This is a genomic window from Algivirga pacifica (genome assembly GCF_039543525.1).
GTDB classification, from domain to species: Bacteria; Bacteroidota; Bacteroidia; order Cytophagales; family Flammeovirgaceae; genus Algivirga; species Algivirga pacifica.
In genome coordinates, this window is sequence record NZ_BAABJX010000057.1 from 1 (window position 1) to 25,532 (window position 25,532).

Here is a 25,532-nt window from a genome sequence, read left to right on the forward strand (position 1 = left end):
CCTGCTACCAGGATGAAAACCTGGCGTCCTAACCCCTAGACGAACGGAGCAGTACCTTTCACCATTTATAGTCCGTGAACAGACTTGGCACTCCGTAGGGGATTCGAACCCCTGCTACCAGGATGAAAACCTGGCGTCCTAACCCCTAGACGAACGGAGCAGTACCTTTCACCATTTATAGTCCCGTGAATAGACTTGGCACTCCGTAGGGGATTCGAACCCCTGCTACCAGGATGAAAACCTGGCGTCCTAACCCCTAGACGAACGGAGCAGTACCTTTCACCGTTTATAGTCCCGTGAACAGACTTTGGCACTCCGTAGGGGATTCGAACCCCTGCTACCAGGATGAAAACCTGGCGTCCTAACCCCTAGACGAACGGAGCAACGTTTCTCGTTTTTGCGAGTGCAAATGTAGTAGGTTCATCTTAAAATACAAAAGATGATGAGAAAAAAACTATATTTTTTTTTGTCGGCACGAACTTAAGGCCTTGTTATAGGGAAATGTTTCGGACAATATTATTAATTGCATAATTTCAACGATTTTTTTAATTATTTTTGCTGAATATTTAAAATATTTGTCATTCTTCAGATAAAGCAATCAATCAAGGAAGTTAATCTCCTGAAAACATATAGCGGAAATGGATAAAGCAATCTTAGATAAGTACCAACTGGTTGTTGGTCTCGAAGTACACGCACAATTACAAACCAAATCAAAGGCCTATGCCTCAGACTCTACAGAGTTTGGGCAATTGCCAAATACCAACATCAGTGTGATCACCCTTGCACATCCAGGGGCATTACCTAAAATCAATAAGACTGTAGTAGAATATGCGATTAAGATGGGACTCGCTTGTCATTCAGACATTACCCGTTACAACATCTATGACCGTAAGAACTACTTCTACCCTGACCTTCCTAAAGGGTATCAGGTAACTCAGGATAAAACACCTATCTGTGATGGTGGGTACGTTGAAGTCGCACCGAAAAATGGAGAGCGTCGCAAGATTCGTCTGAACCGTATCCATATGGAAGAAGATGCGGGTAAATCAATGCACCTTGAAGGAGAAACAGAAACCCTGGTTGACTTGAACCGTGCAGGGGTAGCACTTATCGAGATTGTATCTGAGCCGGATATCCGTACCTCTGAAGAAGCGTATTCTTTCCTAACAGAAGTTCGTAAGTTGGTAAGATATTTGGACATCTGTGACGGTAACATGGAAGAAGGTTCCCTTCGTTGTGATGCCAACATTTCTGTGATGCTTAAAGGAGCTACAGAGTACGGTAAGAAAGTGGAGGTAAAAAACATGAACTCCATGCGTAACGTACAGCGTGCTATTGAGCACGAGATGGAACGTCAGATAGAGATTCTGGAAAATGGAGGTACTATTGACTCTGAAACTAGAACATTTAACGCTGTAGATGGTTCTACTGCTGGAATGCGTAGCAAGGAGTCCTTGAACGATTATCGTTACTTCCCTGAGCCAGACCTTCCTCCTTTGATCGTTGAAAAGGAATGGGTAGATACTATTCGTGCTTCTATGCCAAGTCTTCCGGCAGACCTATTCAAGAAGTTCACAGAAGAATTCAAGCTTCCTGAGTACGATGCGCAAGTATTGACTGATCGCAAGGGAGTAGCTCTATTCTTTGAAGAGCTTTGTACGAAGACCAGCAACTATAAGGCCGCTTCCAACTGGGTAATGGGACCTGTAAAATCTTACTTGAATGAGTTGACTTTACATATGGCACAATTCCCATTATCAACGGATAAAATTGCGGAACTTATCCACTTGGTAGAAGATAACAAAGTCAGCTTTGCAATCGCGTCTAAGCAGTTGTTCCCTAAGTTGATTGAGCACCCAGAAAGAAATGCTGAAGAGCTAGCGAAAGAACTTGACCTTATTCACGAGAGCAATGATGATGCGATCATTCCAATGATTGAGGAAGTGATCAATAAATTCCCTGACAAAGTAGCGGCTTATAAAGCCGGTAAGAAAAACCTACTAGGTATGTTCATGGGAGAAGTAATGAAAATGACCAAAGGGAAAGTTGATCCGAAAAAAGCGAACCAGCTGATTCGAGAAATACTTGAAAAATAAATTATCCTAAAAGGCTGCCCTTCATCTGGCAGTCTTTTTTTACAAGATTACTAGACAAACACTTATTATGAAGAAATTACTAATCATCCTATTGAGCATCGGTCTTTTCTCAGCTTGTAAAGAGGCTAAAAAAGAAGCGAAAGACGTTCAATTCCCTATAGAGATTACTCTTAAAGGCACTACTACCACTCCTGAAGAGAACAATACGATTTCTATTATGATCCCAGAAAGTGGAGAAGAAATTGCTAACTTTGAGGTTGGAAAAGATGGTAAGTTCAGCCAAAAAATCACGGTTCCTTCCCCTAATCTATACCGTGTCAATGTATTCAATCAAAAAGGAGCGATCATCATTCTTGACCATGAAAATGCAACAATAAGCTACCAGCCTGAGCAAGACTACTATACGGTAGGTGGTTCTGACCAAAACAAAATATTGGCAGAATACCTGGATATCTACTATGAAAAGCAGCAGGAAAGAAATGAGCTGGAAGAAGAGATGCAGACTAATCAGGACGAAATGGCAGTACGTCAAAAAATCGATGCTTACCTGAATAAAGCTCAGACAGACTTAATGGCTTTTGCTAGAAAATACCCTTCTTCATTGACCAACCTAATCATTCTAGAGCAAATTGGAATGGGTGAAAACGTAGAACTGGCTGATTCTATACAAACAGCCTTAGCCGATGCTTACCCTAACCACAGCGGCATTCAAGAGCTAGGCAAGCATATTGAAGGACTAAAAGCTACAGCGATTGGTAGCACAGTTCCTGATATCACACTACCTAACCCAGACGGAAAAGAATTGAAGCTTTCTGATCTAAGAGGAAAAGTAGTTATGATTGACTTCTGGGCATCATGGTGTCAACCTTGTCGTCTAGAAAACCCTAATGTGGTAGAAGCTTATAAGCAATACAACGACAAAGGTTTTGAGGTATTTAGTGTTTCTTTGGACCAAAACGAGGATAAGTGGAAAGAAGCAATCAAAGAAGATAACCTTCTTTGGAACAACCACGTGATTGACCTTGAAAATATAGCTGGAAGTGCTTATAACGTAATGACTATTCCTTCTACTTTCTTGATTGATGCAGAAGGTAAAATTATTGCGAAAAACCTTAGAGGACCTGCGCTGGAAGAAAAACTGGCAGAGGTACTGGGAGAGTAATTAGGATGAAGGATGAAGGATGAAGGATGAAGGATGAAGGATGAAGGATGAAGGATGAAGGATGAAGGATGAAGGAAAATAATCGTTTCATATAAAACGTACAATCCTTTCTCCTTTCTCCTTTCTCCTTTCTCCTTTCTCCTTTCTCCTTTCTCCTTTCTCCTTTCTCCTTCAACACTAAGATCTACTGGAATACGATGCAAACTGGCTGAGAGCAATACATCTCTGAGATGTACGTTAACATTCCCGTTTTCTCCTCTCTCTTGAATACAGTAATATTATCAGAACGTTGATTAGCGACTAATAAAAATTTACCATCAGGAGACAACTCAAAGTGTCTTGGCCAATCTCCTTTCACTTCTGTATGTTGCACAAGACTTAACACTCCTGTCTGTTGGTCAATCTGAAATACAGCAATACTATTGTGCCCCCTATTTGAAGCATATAAATATTTTCCATCATCTGAAATGCGAATGTGAGCACAATAATTCTCCCCCTCAAAATCCATTGGCAATGTGGAGATAGAAGCCATTACCTCATAAGGTTTTACACCTCCTTTCACTACCGTTGTAATTGTAGAATTCAACTCATTGATCACATATAACCATTTTTGATTTGGGTGAAAGGCCATATGTCGGGGACCGGCACCTTCTGCCATTGGCAATCTAAAAGTACCCTCATCTTTAAAGGTTCCATTTTCTATTTCAGTAAACCATACTTCATTCGTTCCTAAGTCAGCTGACACCACAGATTTCCACTCAGCAGCAAACTGAACCGAATGCGCATGTGGTCCTTCCTGACGGTCCGTAGTTCCTTTCCCTGTATGTTGCGCCGTATCGATCAAAGCTGAAAGTTTACCCGCTTCCAGTTGTAAGTACCCAATATTCCCTCCAGAATAATTAGCAACAAATACTCCTCCTACAGAATCCACTGATACATAACAAGGATGAGCACCTCCGGTTTTACTACGATTCACTAAGGCCAAGGTATCTTTCAATATGGCATAACTCTCTATAGTACCTGTCCCTTTCTCATCAATTTCATTTACAGCTAATAGAAATTCTTTATCCTTCGACAACGCCAAAAAAGAAGGGCTTTGAGTAGTCACCATTAACTTACTACTTACCATACCACCGTCCGTATCCATGGAGTACTGATAGATTCCTTTACTTTCTTTATCCGTATACGTCCCTACCCAAAACTGATAAGGTTCTTTTTCTTGCTCCTGAGCTCCTTTTTGTTGACACCCGGTAAATGCCAGACCAATAAGAAATAGTAAAAGTGGTCTTAATTTCATACTATAATAAATGGTTTGAATTTTATTTATAAGTTCAATTGTCAAATTATGAATCAGCATACAACATATAAAAATCTAAAGAAATAATTCGATTATTTTGTATCATAGGATGACGATAAGGATTAATATGACCTTCGTACAATGGTCTTGTGTACAATAGAGTATTGTACAAGACTATATTTAGGGTACCCACAAGAGGAACCTTATTTATTACCTCGTGGACTGAACGTCAAGTAAACTTATAGTTAAGTGTTACCTTTAAGGGGTTTAAGGAAGAAGGATAAAGGATTATTATCGATTGGTTCCTATTCTTTTATCCTTCTTCCTTCCTCCTTTATCCATTTGGAAGTAGTCCCTTTATTTCTATCAGAAAACTTAGTGTTTAGACCACTTAGTATCTTTTACTATTGTTCGGGTACCCACAAGGGACACCCTTACTTATTACCTTTTACCTCTTACTTTTTATAATGTGGAACAGTTAACAGGCATCGTACAAAGAGTTACCTTTCATAGTGAAGAAACGGGTTGGTCGGTATTGAGAGTATCCCCCCTGGATCGCCCTTCTGAGCAAATTACCGTGACCGTCCATCAGGCCAAGATATTCGCAGGAGCTACAATTTGCTTTGAGGGAGAGTGGACGCACCACCCCAAATACGGAGAGCAATTTAAAGCAACTCAAACAACCGAGAAAAAACCTGCCAGCAGTTCTGCATTAGAGAAATATATTGGCTCTGGATTGATCTATGGCGTAGGTCCCAAGACAGCCAAGAAAATTGTACAGCATTTCGGAGCAGACACCCTCCGTATCTTTGAAGAAGAAATCCACCGACTGACAGAAGTCAGTGGTATTGCCAGAGCCAAGCTAGTACAGATCAAAGAAGCCTGGGAAGAACACCGAAATATTCGGGATGTGATGATGTTTCTCCAAGAGCATGGGATCAGCACCTTATTTGCTGTAAAGATCTTCCAACAATACGGAGTCAAATCCATTGAAATTGTTAGCAGTAACCCTTATCAGCTCTCCCGTGATATTTATGGAATTGGTTTTTTCTCTGCCGACAAGGTAGCCCTAAGTATGGGCTTTGCAAAAGACAGCCCAGAGCGTATTGCGGCTGCTATCAAGCATGTACTGAGTAGTAGCCGAGAAGAAGGGCACTGTTATCTTACCCTGCCACAGGTCATCAAAGGAGTGCAGGAATTACTTAAAGAAGACTATGAAGACTTGGTCATTCAACTACTCAGAACCTTGGAAGAGGCCAATGAGCTTCGTACAAGGGTGGTAAAGGAAGCCGCTGAAAATATTACCTGCTATTATTCCAAGTCTCTGTTTTACGATGAAGCCTATACCGCCGATAAAACCAAGGTACTATGTAAGCAAACAGTCAATGCAGATGATAGTCGTATACGTAACTGGCTGGACCGCTACAACCATCAACAACCTTTCCCGCTTAGTGATGAACAGTATGAAGCTGTCGCTCAGATTGTACAACACAATATGAGTATCCTGACAGGAGGCCCCGGCTGTGGTAAGACTACTACCACCAAAACCCTAGTAAAGCTGATCCTTGCGATGGGCAAAAAAGTATTGCTGGCAGCCCCTACAGGAAGAGCGGCACAACGAATGGGAGAAGTTATTGGTATGGAAGCAAAAACCATTCACCGCCTATTGGAATGGAACCCAGCACAAGGTGCTTTTACCAAAGGAGAAGAAGATCCTTTGGTGGCTGATTTTGTCATTATTGATGAGTGCTCCATGCTAGATATTTCCCTAACGGCCTCTCTATTAAAAGCCATTCCGGAACGCACACAGTTACTGATGATAGGCGATGTGGATCAGTTGCCATCCGTAGGAGCAGGGAATGTACTTAAAGACCTAATTGACAGCAAAGCAGTCCCATGTTTTGCCCTGACTAAAGTTTTCCGTCAGGCACAGGAAAGCTTGATCATCTCCAATGCCCATATGATCAACCAAGGGCGTACTCCTAAAGTAGAGTCTCCTATCCATACCCCTACGGCATGGAACGACGGAACAGATTGCTTATTCGTAGACAGTGAAGAAGCTACGGCAGAGCAAAGTAAATTTATCCACAAGATTAGTAAAACGCTCAAGGATACGGCGGATACCGGAAATATCACGGTACTGGAAGAGGAACCTGGCACCTATAAAACTGTAGACGCTGACCGCAATTACTATATGGAGGATATTTCTGAAGAAGAATTACAACAACTCCGTTATCAGGGGCATAAAGCTTATACCTTTACGATCCCTCAGCGTTTTATGAACGCCAACGTACAGCAATTGCTACACTCCAAAGACGATGCCTCTGCCTTAAAAACAATACTAGGCAATATCCACCCTTGGTCTACCTTGCATTATGGGTTTACCGCTTCGGAAATGGTCCTGCGCCTCTATCAGCATACAATCGCCCAGAAAGTCAATCCAGACTGGGAAATACAGATTCTCTCCCCTATGACCCGAGGAAGTATGGGAACCCGTAACCTCAATACCCTGATTCAAGAAGCCTATAATCCCCTTGGAGAAGGAAAAAGAGAACTAAAAATAGGTGACCGTATCTATCGGGAAGGAGACCGTGTCATCCAAAAAAGAAATAACTATGATTTGGAAGTCTTCAATGGAGATATTGGCAAAATCCTCCATGCCGATACTCAGGATTTTGAACTAACCGTAATCTTTGGTAAAGGACTGGATGAACGCTTGGTGACTTACAAAAAAGATAACCTAATTGAACTGGACCTTGCCTATGCGATTACCATACATAAATCACAAGGTTCTGAGTTTGATGCCGTCATTATCCCTGTCGTAACCCAACACTTTACAATGCTTTACCGCAACCTGATCTATACCGGACTCACTCGGGCCAAGAAAATGGCCGTATTTGTCGGTACTAGAAAAGCATTAGGTATAGCCGTGAGGAATGTGGATAACAGGAAACGACAGACAATGCTGAGAGAGTTGTTAGGGATTAGGGATTAGGGGTTAGTCCTTTTTCTGGTTAAAGAGTTCAGATTTTATCGACCTGTACACTATAGGGAAACCCTGTACTATAGTAGTTAAGATTGAAGCTGTCGCATGATGTCAGTTTATTGTTTATCGGTTATCGCTTATTGTTTATAAACGATAACCGATAAACAATAAGCTGTATATTATTCCTCAGACAGCGACAAGATTAACCTGAAGTACTATATCACAGATAAAATCGCTCTTTGACCTTACGCTATCACCAACAACTTACCCCTAACCACTCAATAAAGAAACTTCTCCAACCCTTTACTCACGTGTTCCTTATTCCATAAGAAGTATATCGGCCTATTTAGAGAAATCCCATTTACTGGAATATACTTGATCCCCGGATAAGGTTGAGGAGAGGTAGGAATTAAAGACATTCCAACTCCTGAAGCTATCAATGCTTTGGCTACATCATCGCTATTGGCCTGAAAGATAAAATTAGGGGTAACCCCAGACTGCTGAAAAATACCGTCCACTTCATTGAAGAAGGCGCAATTATGACGTTTAATCATATTTGCTCCATCCAGTACATTCAAGGAAATTTTTTTCTCTTTGGCTAATGGATGATGTTCAGGGACTCCTAAGAATAAAGGATCTTCTCTTAACAAACGAACTTCCACTAAAGGGTCTTTTGAAATACAGGTTTTGGTAAATATTCCATGGATTTCATGTCGCTTTAGTGCGTCTAATAGTTCCTCTAAACTTCCTTCCGTAATTTCTATCTGATACTGTGTGTGAATCTCCTGAAAACGTTTTAACTCCGAGGTAATCGTACTGAAATCCAATTCATTTACCACTCCTATCTTTAATATCTTCTCCTCCTGATTGGTGAAGGTGGTCTCCATATCACTCCACAGAGTCAGAAGTTGTTTTGCCTTGGGTAGTAACTGCTTCCCCTCATAAGTCAGCGTAACCTGTTTTTTATCCCGTACAAATAACTGACAATTGACCTGTTCTTCCAGCTTTTTAATTCCAGTGGAAAATGCCGATTGTACTACATGCATCTTTTCTGCCGCTTTTGTGAAGTTGCCTGTTTCTGAAAGTGCTACAAAGTATTTTACAAACTGCAGATTCATGATCTATATTTTAGATTAACACTATCTAATTATTCTATTTTTACGATACAAATTTATGTATTTACTTTGCATCACACAAAAAGAAAGAGATTTACTTTGTTGAAATACAAATATTTAACTCAAACAGATATGAAAAAAGTACTAATCATTAATGCGCACCAATATTACCCATTCTCTGAAGGTAAATGGAACGAAACACTGGTTAATAAAGCTACAAAGCTTTTAACAGCAAAAGGCTATGAAGTAAAGCTAACTACCATGAAGGATGAGTATGATGTAGAAGAAGAGGTTAGCAAACATGAGTGGGCTGATGTGATTCTACTTCAATCGCCAATCAACTGGATGGGTATTCCATGGAGCTTCAAGAAATATATGGATGAAGTATACACTACCGGTATGATGGGACGCTTATGTAACGGAGATGGCAGAACCTCGGAAGAGCCTAAGAAAAACTATGGTACAGGAGGTCTTTTAACCGACAGTAAATACATGCTTTCTCTGACGTTCAACGCTCCTGCAGAATCATTCGAAAACGAAGATGAATGGTTCTTTGAAGGCAAAAGCGTAGATGACCTAATGCTTCCAATGCACCTGAACTTTAAGTTCTTTGGAATGAAAGCACTTCCTACGTTCAGCAGTTACGATGTGATGAAAAACCCAACGATTGAAGAAGATTTGGTTCGCTTTGAGGAGCATATCCAACGCTACTTGTAATCATAGTTTGGAGTGAGCAATGATGAGTGATGAGTTTATCATGGTTAATTTAGTATGGGCAGAAAACTCTGAGCTCTTAAAATAAGTCAGTGGTACGCTATAGCTTTTATAATTTTCAATGATCAATGATTAATTTTCAATAAAAAACACACTCTAGAACTAGGTCAGTAGCCTTTTTGGGTAATTCATTTTAATTAAAAATTGAAAATTGATCATTGAAAATTAACCCATTCTAGAAGCAGTTCAGTAAGCTTTTTTACTCATAGACAATTAACGGTAACAAACCCTATTCTTCATTAAAAGTTCGCCGTCAGCATCACTTGCCCTACATGGGCAATACGTTGCTCTCCTGATTTTCTTCCGTGATAAGACACATTCAGCTGTAGCCCATTCTCGAATTGCTTCAGCGCATTCAATTGCCATAGATAATTGGTTCCTTGCTGCAAGGCCTCCATCATCTCATAGGCCAAGGCGGTATTTTGCTCTCCTGTAAAGTCGATGTAGGTCAACCCAAAACTCCCTTCTACATTCATCCTGAAATTAGATGCATATTTTAAAGAGGACTCTAGCTTATTTACTCGGGTGGTAATCTTAGGTTGCTCATCTACTTTGGGTGCCTCTTTCCATAAATACTCCCCTGTCAGTTTTAATCTAAAGGAGGTATTAAACTGCCATGATATAGCGGGTGTGGAAGCCCATATGGTATACATGAAATTTTGCTCTGGTAAGTAATCGGACTGATTATGTATTTCTGTCCAACGACCCTCATGCTCTAAGGTCCAGGTAGTAAATGCATTCCAACGAATATCAAAACGCTGCTCCTTTAGCATTCGCTCATCCGTTCCGGAAGTAAGGGTTTGGATGTTATTCTGATATTTTTGATGATAACCTGCCTCCCAAACTACATTAGACTTATTCCAATACAAGCTGTTTCTGAGGAGTAGTCGCTGATACAACACTTGTGCTTGGTTATTATTCCACGACAAACGATCCAACCAATCGCTAGAAGTCGTCTTCTGCTCCATACGTAAGGTCAGTTCATTCTGCCATTTGGACAGCCAATGTTTAATTCCTTCTTCCTGTTGCCATGCTGTCGGGAGTCTCCATCGTCCTTTATAATTTAAGCTTGTTGCATAAGCAGGGACATATTCATTGGTCGGAACAAAATACTTGACATAATCTCGTTCATCTGGGTTGACTGCCAGAAAAAATTCCCCCAGTTCTTTTATCCCATTATTATTAAGATCTCTCCAGGTATGTGTTCCCCTTCCATTATCTACCTCTACATAAAAGAATTCTCGTCTTAATTCCATTCCCGAAGAAGTAGATAACTCTAACGTATTAAAAACAGCTTTTTCCCACGCATACCCCTGCCAAGCGATCTTTCCCATCAAGTTATGTTCTTCTCTAGAGTCTCCAGACAAATAATCCGTTTCTCTATAATTAATTTCTCCTTCCAGAAGCTGAGTTCCCCACTTTCCTTTTCCTTTCAGTTCATAGGTTTGCATTTTCGTCCAAGGTGTCCAGCTTCCATCCAAGACTTGTTCATCATTCCTATGAGTATAACTAGCTACAATAGACCACGGAAGGCTAGGAGATGTTTGTAGAGCTAATCTATGTTGCGCATATACAGGAGTTGATCTCAATAAAGTATCTGCTACCAAATCTTTACGCTCGTTATGATCTATCATAAACTGGTAAATGGGTTGCAACCATTTGTTCTTCCACTGTAAAGAAGCATTCCAACGATACCAATCTACTGAAAGTACTTCAGTATCCTTCTGCATTCCTTCTAGCAATTGTTGAAAACTCCACTGTTTCCATTCTGTTTTACTCTCAAGTTCTTGCCGTTGGGCTCCGCCTTCTTTCAGTTGTAACTGTTGCCACTGAACTGCATATTGCTGCTTTTGATCTAAACTATAGACCTCTCCCCCGAGGGTATATATCTGATACTGATCAGAAAAATTGGCAGGAAGGTCCCACTCCCTTGTAAACTCTACGGGAAGAAAGCGGTCTACAGGACGAAACTGTTTATCCACAAGCTCTCCTTTAGCATGTGCTTTCCACCTCCAACGATCCATCAAATGTCGTTCACTACTAGACAAAGTCAGCTTTAGTGCATTTCCCCGATTATCCTTATCATCCAGATCTGAAAATAAATTCAGGTCTTGTAAGGATGTCGCCCACTCCAGGTCTAATGTTTCATGGGCTGTAAGCGCTACCTTTCCTCCCACCACTAATAATTGTTTCTCATTAGGAGCTACTAACTGCTTTACGGGTTCATAAGCCCCCATTCCTTCTCCTACCCAGCGATATACCCTGCCTGTAGCAGTAATCTCATCCAAGATGTAACTTCCTTTTCCCTCTCCAATATTAGTAAAAGACGCTTTGAGAAAAGGACTGCTTTCTGCCGTTGCCCTTTTCAAGTAATATGTACCGCTTCCATCATCAGCATAGGTATACAGCACTTGTACATCTGAATAGTCTTCTACGGTATCAATAGAAGATACATAATGTCCTGCTACCTGATCTCCCATACGTCTTAAGTTTTCCAAGTCAGTCTCACTATTCTCTATGAATAGCGTTTGGGTCGTCCTGTCTTTCTCTTGATAAAAATCAGTGTATACTTCCCATCCTATCCCCGATTGCTTCTGTCTAAACTGTTGTATACTTCGGCCATAAACCTGTAGCGCATATTCATACTCCACCTGTATACGGCTATAAGCGGTAATGGGTACTTTCACAGAAAAAATTACTTCTGCCTGATTGTAGTCAATCACATAGTCTTCTCCCCTTTGTATTTTCACTCCATCTATATATACCTGCTCGGAACCTGCAATCACAATCATATAGGAAAGAGCTTCCGGCCCTCTTAACCTATAAGGACCTTGTACTCCGTCAATAGGGGTAATAGCCTCTCTATAGTACTGTCCTTTAGCCAAAGATACAGTCCCTTGTGCTTCTACCTTATAGGTTGAATCCTTTTCGTAAGAAGCCCTGACTTGTGCTCCCTCAATATTCTTGTTGTATTTTCCAAAGTAGGTATTCCCTTGCTGCAACAGAATATCTCCCGCCTCAAGTGTCACATTGTTATGAATTAACTGCAAATTGATCTGATCCAGGTCCTGTACCTGCTGGGTGTTCCCTTCAGGTTGATAAGCAATTTGCTGGTCTGTCAATTTGGCTTTTATAGCGATGTCAGGCGTAAGCTCTCCTTGGAGCTGTAGATCCATTCTAGAATTGACAAAAACATCTTGACGGTTACCTGCTGAGATACCCCTGCTGATCGCTCCTGCAGTCTGTACTTTTCCTTTTTGAGTGGATAATGTATCAACTGCTGAAGAAGGCTCCATTGAGGACACTCCCTCTTGCTTGACACCTTTTTCTTTCTTTTGTTTCTTATGCACCCTATGTTTCTTCCTCTCCGAAAAAACCGTAAAATAACGGTAAGTCACTTGTATGGAATCTACTGAAGTGTTTTCGGGAACATGAAAAGACACCATATGACGAAGCGTATCATAAGTATAAGCAAGTGTCGTTCCATCCGAAGCAGATGTTTGAAGAGAAGGTAAGTATATGGCTGGATGTTGGAGTTGCATAGGCTGACTCACATCTTTCACCCATCGACGAAACAAGTTTCCCGGCAATTGCTGGGAATTTGCCCAATGCGCAAAACAAACGGTCAGTATCAAAAAAAATCCTCTCAACATCAAGAAAGTTGACTATGTCAATTAATAATGGTCTTCATAAGGTTAAAAAGTAATAGCACAAACTATGCTATACTCTAAGGACACAAAAAAACAAAATATAATCTTAGAAATCAACAAAATACAGCTCAACCACAATGTGTAAAAATTTCCTGAGAGACCTCTATTCCAGGTGAAAGTTTCAATACTTTTTTCCAAATTTCACACGCTTCCCTCCGCTCACCCTGATGGTGTAATATTTGCCCATGAAGGTAGTAAACACTCCAAGCTTCAGGACGAACAAACTCCGCCCAAGTACAATTCTCTATAGCTTTGGCGTATTTACCTTGTTGAAACAATAGCTTTGCCCGAACATAAAATACCTCAAAATGATCATCCGAAAGCTTCTCTGGAGAAATTACAACGGCATAGGCTTTCCCATAGGTATTTTTATAACTATCAATAGCTATATCTGCAGCCTTATTCAAGTATTTAATCGCAATCTCATTTTGCTGAAATACTTCTGCGTACAACATAGCTACCTCTACATAAGCCTTTAGATTTTTGGGCTCTTTATGAATCCAGTATTGTAGTACATCCAAAGCCCCCATAGGTTGATCTAAAAAGCGATAACTATAAGCCAAGCGATAAAACAGCATACCCGAAAGCTCCCTGAGATTGCGCTCTTTCATTGGTCGTAGCATGGCAATCACCCCTTGATAATCTTCCTGTTCAAAACTTACTTTACTTTCCCGCTTGATTTTTTGAATGAGCATAAATTTTTTACGCGTTGCCTCCCGATAATAATCAATATGCTCATCCTCCTGAAATTGATATAGAATTTGATAAACCTCCACTAATGCTTCCGCATATTGCCCTGTCTTAATGTACCGATCCATGTCTTTAAAAATCTCATTCCGTTCCGCATTCTTTCTTTCCAACTCCACTTCTATATAATATTCCCTGATCTGAGCAGTAGCCGCGATCAAGACGAGTATACAGGTTGCTATAATGATGGTCCATTTTTGTGCAAAACGCTCCTCTTTAACCATTTCTTTGCGTTCCTTTTCAGCCTCGGCATTACTCCAGTCTGCCTGTTGATAAGCGGCATACTTATAAGGATCTGGAGCATAATAACGAGCAGTAGTATTCATTGCAGAGTATGATACTGATTGCTGATATTGCTGATTTAACAACTGAAGGTCGTATAAAGCGCGTTGAGAAGGGTCAGACAACACCTCATAGGCCGCTGATACTTCTTTAAACTTCTCCTCAAATGTGGTATCCCCTTGATGACGGTCGGGATGGTATTGCATAGCTAGTCGTTTGTAGGCCACCTTAAGCTCCTTGGCAGAAACATTGGGGGATACCTCCAAAACATCGTAGAAAGTAATCCTCATATTCTCTTACAGAAAAGGGAAATGTAATGGGTTATTGATAGGAAGGGAAGCTCCGAACAAGCAGAACACCCTATAATAAGATAGGGATTTTTGAGCAGGATGTAAACAAGGTTTTACAAGAGTGTGCCCTTAGCTATAAAAAGTACCTTAGGACAGTCCAATAGTACTATTTGGAAGGGAAAAAGGTAAAAAGTAATTAGATTTCCTCTATTACTTTTTACCTATTACCTTTTCTCTCCTTGAATATATGATGTTAGGAGGTCGTTCATGAGGCGATCTCTTCTATTTCATAATCCTTCCCTTCTCCATATCTCAGAAGATCCTCTAAGGTATACTGCTCCAAAGTATTTAGGTCTTTCAGGAGAAAGTTCTCTTTACCTATTGCTTCCATGATCTCAAACTCAAAGACTTCTCCGTGGTTGGTCAAGCGGTAGGCAAGCCCTACACGCATTGTATTAATCGCTATACTCATACCTTATTAGTTGCTGTCTCAATAATATTTTGATCATCCATTTATTTGCTATACTGTTAAATGGCTTTGTTGAATCGTTGATTCGTTGAATTGAGCTTCGCTCGTTGATTCGAGTTGAACTATTGATTGATATATATACTCTTACAACATATCAACTCGAATCAACGAGCGAAGCTCAATTCAACGAATCAACGATTCAACTAAGCTGTTTAGCAATATAATGGTACTTATGCGTCCTTGTAAAGCTGATCCTTCAACGTCTCAACAGCTTGCTTCAGTGCTTCATCGCCCTGCAAATCAGGAAAAGCCCTACCAATATGTGCGGTATATTTCCAAACCTCTCTTACCTCTTCAATCGACATATCATAATGCGGATAAATAGGATTCGTTGATTTCAACAATAATTTCCCGGTCGTCTCAATTGTATTAAATACTTGCTTGAAAACTATTCCTTCTGCAGTCACGAGAATACAAGTATCACCATCTTTGACAGAGGTCCAATCCGTCACCAGCATACCTATAACAATATCACCAGACTGTAAGGGAAGCATAGAATCTCCAGACAACTCAAAAGCCCTATACGTATTATAATGATCCAGGAAAGGCAACTGGTATTTTGGTAATTCCCTTAAATACTCCGGATCTGCAAATCCACTGGAGTAACCTGCAGAAGCCTTTTCAGGAACCATTTCAATGTACTCTTCATCGGTGTGATCTACCGTAATGCTCAATACTCGCATCTGATCTCCTGCCGCAAACGATGTCAAGGCCTCTTTTCTTTTGGCTTCCTGCAATGCTTGTTCCCTTAGATCTTTCTGCATCAAATCATCTAGAGAAACGTTAAAATAATTAGCAATGTTTAGTAAAATATCTAAACGAGGCTCTCTATTGGCCTCATAAGCTCCTATATTCTTTCTGGAAACCCCTACTGCATCCCCTAATTCCTGTTGTGTGACATTATGAAGCTGTCGAAGGTATTTTAAATTAATGTTGAAAAACATAACATATTTTTGCTAAAATTTTTGACAATTAAATTTTCATTGTTTTTATTTGTGACAAGGAAATGATCAAAAAAGAAACATTAATTGATCATTCACTCAAAAACGAGACAAAGGAATCGCTTAAAATATAAACACCACAGAAAATGAGATCCGTACACTTTATCCTTCCCGTTTCCTATAAAAGCAATGTGATTTGTTGTGGGTATACCAGAGGTGGCTTTTACCTATCCTTTAGAGAAAAGATCTACCGTCTGGAATTTACTCAACGCTCTGCTCTTATCCTTGGGGCATTCGTTCTTACAGCTGCTTGTTTCCATGCATTATTAGACACTTCAGAACCAAGTACCACCTTACAGTCCTCCGTACATGCCGCTACACCTCCTGATTACACGATTAACCGAAATGACGTAATCGGTTCTATGATGGAAGACTTTATCGCCTTGGAAGAAGCTTCTCTCAAGCATAAGAATGCAGATATTAGAGAATCCTTTACCATCAAGAAACAATTGATTCTTTCCCGCTATCTTATACAAGCGAAAGTGAATCGTCCCGACCAACTTTCAGATGAATCTTTACTCTCCTTAAATCAAGAAGTCAGTGACTTGTTTCTTGAGTTAGTTGTTCCTAGCCTTAACCTACCGAATCACGTTCATCGCTTCTTTACGGCTGAAAAGCCTCTGAGAAAGCTAGAAACGGCTCTTATGGAGCAAGCCAAGTATCATGTTCCTGCTTCCATCAAGCTTGCCCAAGCGGCATTGGAAACAGGCTATGGCCAACGCGTGATCAATAATAACTACTTTGGAATAAAAGATAAGAGTGGTAGAAATAGTCCATCGATCACCACCGAGTATTATACCCATACAGAGTACAAATTTAATCAGCATAAAGTAATCTCTCACGAAAAAGTCCAAAAAGGAGGCAGAACCCTATATAAATGTATTGTCAAGGACAGTTTTCAACATTACACTACTCCTTGGGAATCGTTCAGAGGACATTCTATTTTTCTCAGCCAGAATAAGCGTTATTCTCCTCTCTTCACAAAAGGAAGAAACTACAAAGCCTGGGCAGATAAAATTGGATCTACAAAATATGGAGGCGTAGGATATGCTACCTCTCCAATCTACGGAGAACTACTGAAAAAAATTATCCAGCGTTATCACCTTGACTTGTTGGATTATTAAGAGCTTGTTTGAAGTATTAATTCAGATAGAAAATTCCTTTAATCACTATTCAAATCAATCCATATTTTCATCAAATAGAACCACTATTATCTTCAAATCTGACTTGATTTGAATAGGTTATAGAAATTTTCTCTATCTAAATCAGTATTCCAAACAAACTCTAAGACCTTGAGATGAACTCTCTTGTACTGAATGCAAATATGAAAAAAGTCTGGCAGCTTCTACCAGACTTTTTTTGATCCTTGATTAATGATCTCTCGGAATCCATTTAAGCTCCTCAGCGTTTAACTCCTTGGCCATCCAACGAGACAAGACGAATAGGTAATCAGACAAACGATTTAAATAGCGGTACAAGATAGACTCTACATGATCTCCGTGATCCATCATTTCAATCACTCTTCGTTCCGCTCTTCTACATACTACTCTAGATAAATGACAAAAAGAAACTGCCTGATGTCCTCCCGGTAACACGAAATGTGTCAGTGGCTGCAATTGCACCTCCATCTTGTCAATCCAAGTTTCCAGCAACTGAATATCTTCTTCATGTAGATCCGGCTTCTTCAATTTTGGTTTATCTGGATCTGCCGCCAGGGTAGCCCCCAATGTAAATAAGCGATCCTGAATTTCTTTTAACTCTTCTTTTTTGGAAATATTGACTTCCTGATCTCTCACCAAACCAATATAAGACAATAACTCATCCACTGTACCGTAAGCCTCAATACGGATATTGGCCTTAGAAACTCTTTTTCCTCCAAATAAGGAAGTATCTCCTTTGTCTCCTGTTTTTGTATAGATTTTCATAGGTTCTCTTGATATCTTTTGGTCTTCCATTAGAAAGACATTTGTTCCTGCAGTTTATTAACCTCTTTAGTATAAACTTCCTGCAGCTTGTATTGTTCCTCAGTATCAAGATACTCAAAACTATCGGACAAGGTTTGATCCGCAAATGTCTCCAGACCATTGCGTAGACAAAACTGTATATAAGTCTTGTTTACTTTATACGATGCTGGCATTCGTTGTAAAGCAGAGTAGATCACCTCGTAAGCTACATCATACGGTTTATTCTTTTCACAAAATGCCAAATAACCAATAACCGGATCTACTTCATAAGGAATACCCTTTAAAGCTTCCTGATAGTATTCTTCCGATAATTCCTGATTTCTCGTTTCAAAATAGCGAGCTAAGAAATATTGCTTCCACCCTTGTTGATGATAAGGTAGCTCCAAGGCCTCCAAAGCAGACAACATATCCTCTTGTAGTTCCTGATGAGCTTGAACTCTCCATTTCAATAACTTCCCTTCAGGAGTAGTTCGCAACGTATTAAACTGTTCCAATACCTGGGCAGCCTTAATATAATCTTCTTCCTTCAACGCCTTAAGTACCCATTCTTCCTGTAGCTCATTCTGAATAGAAGAATCAGTAATCGACTCACATAATGACTGAAATTGCTGTAATGTAAGCTGCTTCATATTCCAATAGGCAAACTTATACTTCAAAGGGTCCTCTACGTCACTACTCATATACCCTTCTATTTGTGTCGGGTCGCTCTCCATCACTTGCAACCATCCTTGTACTTCTTCTGTATAAGCCGGATATAAAGTTTCTACATTGTTTAGCCATATTTTAGCTGAAGAGTATTCTCTTAAAGCAACCTTACTCAATGCTAAAGGCAACACAGCATTCCTGTTTCCTGCCAAAAAAGATATCTCAAAGAACGAAGAAGCCTTATATACATTCCCATGTTGTAGCATCAGGAGTCCCAATTGATAAGCATAATATCCTCTGTGGGAAACATTCTTCTCAAACACCTCTTCCCAAAGTGTGACAGCAGTGGCTACTTCTCCTTTCTTCAGATGTACAACTCCCCTTGCAAAACGCAAGAAAGACTGATAATTAAAATTATAAGGTTCTAGTGCTTCTACCTGAGTGAGAAGAGTTGTATCTACAGCTGCTTCTTGATTCAATAAATAATTATAGGTATAACAAAGGTTGTCCGTTGACAATATACTATCCTTAAGTACTTCCTTTTTAAAGCTGTCAGTTGATTTAACCCCTGCTCTGGTCAAATAAGATAGGTTATTAGCTATTTCCGCTACAGCGCCTCCTTTCTTTAATTGCACTTCTTCTCCAGAAGGCTTTTCAGCAATAAGTGCCATATAATTTTGAGTAGCTAATGGACTCCCTATCTCTTTCCCTTTTTCCAGATAAAGAAACGCAGAATCTCTTTGCCCCATATTCTGATAAGTCATTCCCAGATTATTATACAATAATGCATTATCAGGATGACGCTCTAATCCTTTCTCTAGTACCATAATGGCATCTAATCCTCTCTCTTGTTGCTGATAATAATTTGCTAATCCAATATACCCTTGAGGCAAGTTCTCACGCTCCATAGACTCTTTTAAGAACAATACACGCTCATTCGCCTTATTAGGACCACTTGCTAAGAATGCTCTGCTATAATCTATTCTAGCGCTTGGTCGATAAACTTCTGCTATCCCATATAGCTGTTCCGCTAACGTTTGATCATTGTTTAAATAGCTAGCATCTGCCTGAGCAATATAATAAGCCGAAAGAGTCTGTTTATAATTGGGAAATCCAGTCATTATCGAAAAAATAAAAACTAAAAATACTCCTAGTCCCCAACCAATCCAGTTCTCATCTGTACTTCCTTTATACAAAAATTGAAAAACAGGGATATTAGAAGATAGTTCTTTATAGAAAACCGTTACGAGGTATACCAAAAAGGCTGCGCCCATTCCCAAATAAATAATGCTCATTACTCCTTCATAAGCAATGATCAAAGGCTGATTAAACATAATCAAGGCAAACGCCATACTCCCACTGGCGATAATCCCCATACCAGTATATAACCAAAGAATTACTCGTTCTTCTCCTATTGCCTTTTGATACATCACATATTGCTGACGAATTAACCAAAACCCTAGCCCTGTGGATATAATAAACAAGACAAAGGGCGACAAGTACATAATCCCTAAGTCTACCTGATAATAATGATGCAAAAACCCATAAACCAAATTCAACAGGTAGATCCCCATAAAACCGTAAAGGTGCTTTATGGTTTGTCTTCCTCCTTCCAGTACCGTATCCCCTGCCACCAGATAAAGAATCCCAACAGGAATAATTTGGGCACTAAACAATACGAAAAAAGCAGTTAACACCACTGGAACTGCAACTCCTTCACTCAATAAAGTCACCAAAGGATTCACTAATACCGAATGGTCCAATAGCCAATAAACAAAAGCACTGATTGCTACTATAAACGATAAGAATCGCCATAAGGAAGGTACTGGAAATACAAAGCGGTAACTTGCTGTCAATCCTAAAGTGATCAATAATACCATCACTAAAGGTAGCTTAGTGTGTATATCTGTAAATACCTGATGTACTTCCAGTCTCAAACTTGCAAAGAGAAAAAATACTACCCCTAAGCCAATATAAAACCATATTCCCCTCATATGAGAAAGTGCAGTAAGCACCATACTCACCCCTAATAGCAAAAAAAGTCCATAATAAGGGTAATAGGTGGACGTCAAGTCCAAGAGTGTCGTATCATACTGACTATTCAATGTATATACATTCCCGATACTCTTGAAGCTACTGAGCAAATAATCCACTTCAAATAACACTGTAGGAAGTGCTTTCAAATCACTTTGCTCCAATAAAGGAATGGTCGTACTCTCTGTATTCCAAAAAGAATAAAGAAAGAAAGACAGTGCCAAGAGCACACCTGCCCCACCTATTCCCAAAAGTACTTTGTCTACAGACTTCCAGCCTGTCCAATAAAAAAAGTTACGCATCATCACTTCTACCTATATCATAAAAAATGTGGATTGTAAGTTTAGCTATCCAAAAATACGTATTGAAGAGAAGAACCAATAATTAAAGTCAATAAAAAAAGGGAAGCCGGATGGCTTCCCTTATATTTATAGCATTACTATATTCTAATTTATTCTGCTTTCTCAGGCTTTTTAGACTTGATAGAGATAGATACTTCCTCTCCTTCTCCTTTATAGTCTGCCAGGATCACATCACCTTCACTGATTTCTCCTTTCAACAACTCTTCTGCAATTGGATCTTCCAAGTATTTCTGAATAGCTCTATTCAGTGGTCTTGCACCATACTGTGGATCGTACCCTTTTTCTGCTAAGAAGTCTTTTGCTGCAGTAGTCAACTCGATGTCATAACCAAGTCCTTTCAATCTGCTAAACAACTTCATCAAGGAGATTTCGATGATCTTATGTAAATGCTCTCTTTCTAGAGAATTGAAGACAATCACATCATCCAAACGGTTCAAAAACTCTGGAGAGAACGCTTTTTTCAGGGCTCCCTGAATCGTACTCTTCATTGCTTCATCTTGTCCCGCTACTTTTGCTTGTGTGCTAAAGCCTATTCCAGAACCAAAATCTTTTAGATCTCTCACCCCAATATTAGAAGTCATAATAATGATGGTGTTTCTGAAATCTACTCTTCGACCCAGACCGTCCGTTAGGATACCATCATCCAACACTTGTAATAGTAGGTTGAACACATCTGGGTGTGCTTTCTCAATCTCATCCAATAAGACCACACTATATGGCTTACGTCTGATTTTTTCGGTTAGCTGTCCACCTTCTTCATACCCTACATATCCCGGAGGCGCTCCTACCAATCGAGATACGGAGAATTTTTCCATATACTCACTCATATCTATTCGCACCAAGGAATCTTCTTTATCAAACAGATATGTCGCCAACACTTTTGCCAACTCTGTCTTACCTACCCCTGTTGGTCCAAGGAAGATAAACGAACCAATTGGCTTCTTAGGGTCTTTCAAACCTACACGAGTACGTTGAATCGCTTTGGTCAATTTCTTGATCGCTTCATCTTGACCAATAACTTTACCCATCAACTCTGTACCCATTGTCAATAGTTTTTCACCCTCATTCTGAGCAACCCTATTCACTGGAATCCCTGTCATCATTGCAATTACTGCAGCTACATCCTCTTCATTAACAGGATAAACCTTTTCATTGCTTTCTTTTTCCCAACGAACCTTAGCTTCGTCCAACTGGTCTAAAAGTTTCTTTTCTGTATCTCTTAGACGAGCAGCCTCTTCATATTTCTGGCTCTTAACAACCTTGTTTTTCTCCAGTTTAATATTCTCTATCTGCTCTTCCAGTTTCACAATATCATCTGGTACATGAATATTATTAATATGTACCCTCGCTCCTGCCTCATCCAGTACATCAATGGCTTTATCTGGCAAGAAACGATCACTGATATATCTATCTGACAATTTCACACAAGCATCTAAAGCTTCGTCATCAAACTTCACGTGATGATGCTCCTCGTACTTGCTCTTGATGTTCTCCAAGATCTCCATCGTTTCCTCAGGAGTAGTGGCATCTACCATTACCATTTGGAAGCGTCGAGCCAGAGCTCCATCTTTCTCTATATACTGTCTATATTCATCTAATGTTGTTGCACCAATACATTGTATATCGCCTCTGGCAAGCGCTGGTTTAAACATATTGGAAGCATCCAAAGATCCAGAAGCACCTCCAGCTCCCACAATCGTATGGATCTCATCAATGAACAGAATAACCTCCGGTGCTTTTTCCAGCTCGTTCATAACGGCTTTCATTCGCTCCTCAAACTGTCCTCTATATTTAGTACCTGCTACCAAAGAAGCTAAATCCAACGTTACTACTCGTTTATTGAACAGTACTCTGGATACTTTCTTTTGTACGATACGAAGTGCCAAACCCTCAGCAATTGCCGTTTTACCTACCCCTGGTTCACCAATCAAGATAGGGTTATTCTTTTTACGGCGGCTCAAGATTTGTGCTACTCTTTCAATTTCATTCTCTCTACCCACGATAGGGTCTAACTTTCCGTCCTCTGCATATTTGGTAAGGTCTCTACCAAAGTTATCCAACACAGGTGTTTTGGACTTTTCGTTACCTCGGGCAGAAGAAGCCTCTCCTCTAGATGCTCCACTTCCTGAACCAAATCCACCTTTTCCTGGCTCATCGTCATCCGTACTAGAAGAGCTCATTGGATTATCTGCGTGATACTCCAACAATTCTTTTACCACATCATAATTTACATCAAATTTGTGTAGAATTTGAGTCGCTAAGTTATCGTCATCCCTAAGGATTGAAAGTAATAGGTGTTCTGTACCGATAAGGCTAGCTTTAAATATCTTAGCCTCCAGGTAAGTGATCTTTAATGTTTTCTCTGATTGTCTTGTTAATGGGATATTTGCTAAGTTTTTCACATTATGACTGGCAGTGCCTCTAGTAGCCTGCTCAATGGCCTGACGAAGATTTCCTAAATCCACGCCTAACTTTTTAAGTAAAGAAATGGCAATACCTTCTCCTTCTCTGATCATACCCAAAAGCAAGTGCTCCGTTCCGATATAATCATGTCCCAAGCGCAAGGCCTCCTCTCTACTCAGTGAAATTACTTCCTTAACCCTATTTGAAAATTTAGCTTCCATGGCCGTGGGTTTATATATGTATATTTAATTTGATTTCCTTATACTAAACGTAGGTTATGAAATAAAGCAATACATTTTGATTTAACAAAATGATATACCCTAAATGTTATTTATTGTATAATTTTTTCATAGTCTACATTAAAACACACATTGAGATTAACAAAAGGACGAAATATTCTCCTATAATAGCCTTATTAAGGAAGTAAAGAAGTATACTGTTTTTCCAATATTCCCTTACTAGCCGGCCCCTCACAAAATAGGAGATCCAAGATACTTAAGTTAGGAAGAAACTGTTCTCCAAACACTTGAATATAAGGTTGTAAATTTGTGATATGGTGTTCTCCTTTTGCATCTACCTTAGTTCTTAAATCAACAAAGTTCTCAGCATAATTGTTTTCATAACCCTCCGTATAATGTATACGGCATTTCACTCCCAAGAGTTGACAAAGAAGTCCTAGAATTTCCTTATTTAATTCAAAAAGAGAGGTATGCCCTTTTAGAAGTACCTGTTGAATCTGACGGTCATAAAACTCAAAAAAAGGCGCCCTTCGATAAGCAGACTCTATCGCTCGCCAATGTTTCTTAGCCCAATTAACTTTCTGATCCAGTTCCATTACCTGTATAGGCAAGCCCTTATTGGCATATTTTACAGGTACTGTTAGTCGTTCTACTTGATTCGAAGCCAAAATAAAACATCGATTGCGGTAACTTTGTTTCTGAAAATGTTCGTGTGCCTCTATCCAAACCTCATCAGCATGAGCTAAAATAATAAAGTATTCTATAGAGGGCATATAATGTAAATCCAGAATAACTTTCATACGTAATATCTTTTGAGCCTGTTTGTTATTAATTCTTTACAGAAGAAGGATGAAGGTTTAAGAAATCACTCTTTCTTCCTTCATCCTTCTTGTTCTAAGGTTTTTATTATCTTTTACAAGTGGCCTCCATCTACTTGCTCTCCATATACTTTTTCCTTTTCTTCCTCTTCTGTCAAAGGCTTGTCAAAACGGAAACGCATATAATGGATCATATGTCCTTCTGCCGTAAACTTTCGCTCATAACGCGTCGTAATTCCAAAATGCTCTTCCAACAAATCTGACTCATACAAATCAAAAGTTAAATCTTCAATAAACAGACGCTCTCTTACGGCTGTCTCTACTGAATACTCAAACAAAGGTTTGCTATCCGTCTTAAAACGCATCAAACCTCCCTCTTCTAGTAGATTTTTATAAATATTCAAGAAACGAGGATGTGTTAGCCTTCTCTTGGCGTCACGATCCTTCGGACGAGGATCTGGGTGTACAATCCAAATTTCACTTATTTCGTTGGAGGCAAAGTATTGTTCCAGATTTTGGATATGACATCTCAAGAAAGCTACATTAGTAAGTCCTTCTTTTTCGGCTACATTACTCCCATACCATAGTCTATCCCCTTTCAAGTCCACACCAATAAAGTTTTTGTCTGGGTGGTGTGCTGCTAGCCCTGTAGTATATTCACCTCTACCACAAGCCAATTCTAACACGATAGGGTTGTCGTTCTTGAAGTGCTCTTTCTTCCAGTTTCCTTTGCAGTTTTCATAAAATGCTTTTCCTGGTTGTACTACGTTATACCGCTCCTCGTTCTCGGCAAACTTCTTCAACTTTTTTCTGGACATTACTTTTCCTCTTTTTATTAATGAAGCTCCATGAGCCCCTATTTAAATGTTATAAATTAAATCAGACGATTACCTCTCTTAATACAATCCATCTTCCTTATAGGCTTATTTCAGGTAACACCCTGTAAATAAACACCTCTTTGAAGCATTAACCAATATCTTTATCCTTGATCAATAAGCAATATTGACGATTGCGTCTGCAAAATTACAAAAAATGTCTTTGCTTATGTATATTTGAATTTCACAATAAGTTTTATCAA

At 39.6% G+C, this 25,532-nt stretch carries 16 protein-coding genes and 3 tRNA genes; 5 read left to right on the forward strand and 14 right to left on the reverse strand.

Features of this window, described 5'->3' with window-relative positions; genetic code table 11:
• Positions 1-85 precede the first annotated feature (85 nt).
• The 3 genes from ABD985_RS18055 to ABD985_RS18065 form a co-directional block, all read right to left on the reverse strand.
• Positions 86-160, reverse strand: a tRNA-Glu gene (locus ABD985_RS18055).
• A gap of 36 nt (positions 161-196) precedes the next feature.
• Positions 197-271, reverse strand: a tRNA-Glu gene (locus ABD985_RS18060).
• 37 nt (positions 272-308) lie between these two features.
• Positions 309-383 (reverse strand) — tRNA-Glu (locus ABD985_RS18065).
• 255 nt (positions 384-638) lie between these two features.
• Between ABD985_RS18065 and gatB the strand changes: the two genes are divergently transcribed.
• Entirely contained in the window at positions 639-2,096 is a 1,458-nt protein-coding gene (gene gatB, locus ABD985_RS18070) for an Asp-tRNA(Asn)/Glu-tRNA(Gln) amidotransferase subunit GatB (protein ID WP_345374213.1), read from the forward strand.
• A 67-nt stretch (positions 2,097-2,163) separates the two neighbouring features.
• Positions 2,164-3,258 (forward strand): redoxin domain-containing protein, encoded by a 1,095-nt coding sequence (locus tag ABD985_RS18075; RefSeq protein WP_345374215.1) that lies wholly within the window; start codon positions 2,164-2,166, stop codon positions 3,256-3,258.
• 184 nt (positions 3,259-3,442) lie between these two features.
• On the opposite strand, the gene ABD985_RS18080 is transcribed toward ABD985_RS18075, so the two are convergent.
• Positions 3,443-4,555, reverse strand: coding sequence for a lactonase family protein (locus ABD985_RS18080; RefSeq protein ID WP_345374216.1), 1,113 nt, complete (start codon positions 4,553-4,555; stop codon positions 3,443-3,445).
• Between the two features lie 469 nt (positions 4,556-5,024).
• Here ABD985_RS18080 and recD2 point away from each other — a divergent pair, with 469 nt between their 5' ends.
• Positions 5,025-7,550 (forward strand): SF1B family DNA helicase RecD2, encoded by a 2,526-nt coding sequence (recD2, locus tag ABD985_RS18085; RefSeq protein ID WP_345374218.1) that lies wholly within the window; start codon positions 5,025-5,027, stop codon positions 7,548-7,550.
• Between the two features lie 269 nt (positions 7,551-7,819).
• Here the strand turns inward: recD2 and ABD985_RS18090 are convergent, their stop codons facing one another.
• Entirely contained in the window at positions 7,820-8,659 is an 840-nt protein-coding gene (locus ABD985_RS18090; protein ID WP_345374220.1) for a LysR family transcriptional regulator, read from the reverse strand.
• Positions 8,660-8,788: 129 nt separating this feature from the next.
• Between ABD985_RS18090 and ABD985_RS18095 the strand changes: the two genes are divergently transcribed.
• Complete coding sequence (locus ABD985_RS18095; protein ID WP_345374221.1) at positions 8,789-9,373, forward strand: NAD(P)H-dependent oxidoreductase; 585 nt, start codon at positions 8,789-8,791, stop codon at positions 9,371-9,373.
• Positions 9,374-9,669: 296 nt separating this feature from the next.
• On the opposite strand, the gene ABD985_RS18100 is transcribed toward ABD985_RS18095, so the two are convergent.
• The 4 genes from ABD985_RS18100 to ABD985_RS18115 all read right to left on the reverse strand — a co-directional run bounded on the left by ABD985_RS18100 (position 9,670) and on the right by ABD985_RS18115 (position 15,932).
• The gene (locus ABD985_RS18100; protein WP_345374223.1) at positions 9,670-13,083 is read right to left on the reverse strand and encodes a hypothetical protein; all 3,414 of its coding nucleotides are present in this window, start codon (positions 13,081-13,083) and stop codon (positions 9,670-9,672) included.
• Between the two features lie 125 nt (positions 13,084-13,208).
• Complete coding sequence (locus tag ABD985_RS18105; RefSeq protein WP_345374224.1) at positions 13,209-14,459, reverse strand: J domain-containing protein; 1,251 nt, start codon at positions 14,457-14,459, stop codon at positions 13,209-13,211.
• Between the two features lie 265 nt (positions 14,460-14,724).
• Complete coding sequence (locus ABD985_RS18110; protein ID WP_345374226.1) at positions 14,725-14,931, reverse strand: hypothetical protein; 207 nt, start codon at positions 14,929-14,931, stop codon at positions 14,725-14,727.
• 227 nt (positions 14,932-15,158) lie between these two features.
• The gene (locus ABD985_RS18115) at positions 15,159-15,932 is read right to left on the reverse strand and encodes a helix-turn-helix domain-containing protein (protein ID WP_345374228.1); all 774 of its coding nucleotides are present in this window, start codon (positions 15,930-15,932) and stop codon (positions 15,159-15,161) included.
• Between the two features lie 143 nt (positions 15,933-16,075).
• Here ABD985_RS18115 and ABD985_RS18120 point away from each other — a divergent pair, with 143 nt between their 5' ends.
• Positions 16,076-17,113 carry a glycoside hydrolase family 73 protein gene (locus tag ABD985_RS18120; protein WP_345374230.1) on the forward strand — a complete coding sequence of 346 codons (1,038 nt, stop codon included), beginning with the start codon at positions 16,076-16,078 and terminating at the stop codon, positions 17,111-17,113.
• A gap of 246 nt (positions 17,114-17,359) precedes the next feature.
• Here the strand turns inward: ABD985_RS18120 and ABD985_RS18125 are convergent, their stop codons facing one another.
• From ABD985_RS18125 to trmB, 5 genes are all read right to left on the reverse strand, one after another.
• Entirely contained in the window at positions 17,360-17,914 is a 555-nt protein-coding gene (locus tag ABD985_RS18125) for a cob(I)yrinic acid a,c-diamide adenosyltransferase (RefSeq protein ID WP_345374232.1), read from the reverse strand.
• A gap of 29 nt (positions 17,915-17,943) precedes the next feature.
• Positions 17,944-20,937, reverse strand: coding sequence for a tetratricopeptide repeat protein (locus ABD985_RS18130; RefSeq protein ID WP_345374234.1), 2,994 nt, complete (start codon positions 20,935-20,937; stop codon positions 17,944-17,946).
• A 146-nt stretch (positions 20,938-21,083) separates the two neighbouring features.
• On the reverse strand, positions 21,084-23,618 hold the full coding sequence (locus ABD985_RS18135; protein ID WP_345374236.1) for an ATP-dependent Clp protease ATP-binding subunit: 2,535 nt from the start codon (positions 23,616-23,618) through the stop codon (positions 21,084-21,086).
• 194 nt (positions 23,619-23,812) lie between these two features.
• Complete coding sequence (locus tag ABD985_RS18140; RefSeq protein ID WP_345374238.1) at positions 23,813-24,436, reverse strand: WbqC family protein; 624 nt, start codon at positions 24,434-24,436, stop codon at positions 23,813-23,815.
• Between the two features lie 113 nt (positions 24,437-24,549).
• Positions 24,550-25,272 (reverse strand): tRNA (guanosine(46)-N7)-methyltransferase TrmB, encoded by a 723-nt coding sequence (gene trmB / locus ABD985_RS18145; protein ID WP_345374240.1) that lies wholly within the window; start codon positions 25,270-25,272, stop codon positions 24,550-24,552.
• Positions 25,273-25,532 lie beyond the last annotated feature (260 nt).

Excerpts from the sequence above, each read along its gene's own strand:
- gatB (WP_345374213.1), top strand. The coding sequence starts at position 639 with ATGGATAAAGCAATCTTAGATAAGTACCAACTGGTTGTTGGTCTCGAA.
- ABD985_RS18075 (WP_345374215.1), top strand. The coding sequence starts at position 2,164 with ATGAAGAAATTACTAATCATCCTATTGAGCATCGGTCTTTTCTCAGCT.
- ABD985_RS18080 (WP_345374216.1), bottom strand. The coding sequence starts at position 4,555 with ATGAAATTAAGACCACTTTTACTATTTCTTATTGGTCTGGCATTTACC.
- ABD985_RS18090 (WP_345374220.1), bottom strand. The coding sequence starts at position 8,659 with ATGAATCTGCAGTTTGTAAAATACTTTGTAGCACTTTCAGAAACAGGC.
- ABD985_RS18095 (WP_345374221.1), top strand. The coding sequence starts at position 8,789 with ATGAAAAAAGTACTAATCATTAATGCGCACCAATATTACCCATTCTCT.
- ABD985_RS18100 (WP_345374223.1), bottom strand. The coding sequence starts at position 13,083 with ATGTTGAGAGGATTTTTTTTGATACTGACCGTTTGTTTTGCGCATTGG.
- ABD985_RS18105 (WP_345374224.1), bottom strand. The coding sequence starts at position 14,459 with ATGAGGATTACTTTCTACGATGTTTTGGAGGTATCCCCCAATGTTTCT.
- ABD985_RS18110 (WP_345374226.1), bottom strand. The coding sequence starts at position 14,931 with ATGAGTATAGCGATTAATACAATGCGTGTAGGGCTTGCCTACCGCTTG.
- ABD985_RS18115 (WP_345374228.1), bottom strand. The coding sequence starts at position 15,932 with ATGTTTTTCAACATTAATTTAAAATACCTTCGACAGCTTCATAATGTC.
- ABD985_RS18120 (WP_345374230.1), top strand. The coding sequence starts at position 16,076 with ATGAGATCCGTACACTTTATCCTTCCCGTTTCCTATAAAAGCAATGTG.
- ABD985_RS18125 (WP_345374232.1), bottom strand. The coding sequence starts at position 17,914 with ATGAAAATCTATACAAAAACAGGAGACAAAGGAGATACTTCCTTATTT.
- ABD985_RS18130 (WP_345374234.1), bottom strand. The coding sequence starts at position 20,937 with ATGATGCGTAACTTTTTTTATTGGACAGGCTGGAAGTCTGTAGACAAA.
- ABD985_RS18135 (WP_345374236.1), bottom strand. The coding sequence starts at position 23,618 with ATGGAAGCTAAATTTTCAAATAGGGTTAAGGAAGTAATTTCACTGAGT.
- ABD985_RS18140 (WP_345374238.1), bottom strand. The coding sequence starts at position 24,436 with ATGAAAGTTATTCTGGATTTACATTATATGCCCTCTATAGAATACTTT.
- trmB (WP_345374240.1), bottom strand. The coding sequence starts at position 25,272 with ATGTCCAGAAAAAAGTTGAAGAAGTTTGCCGAGAACGAGGAGCGGTAT.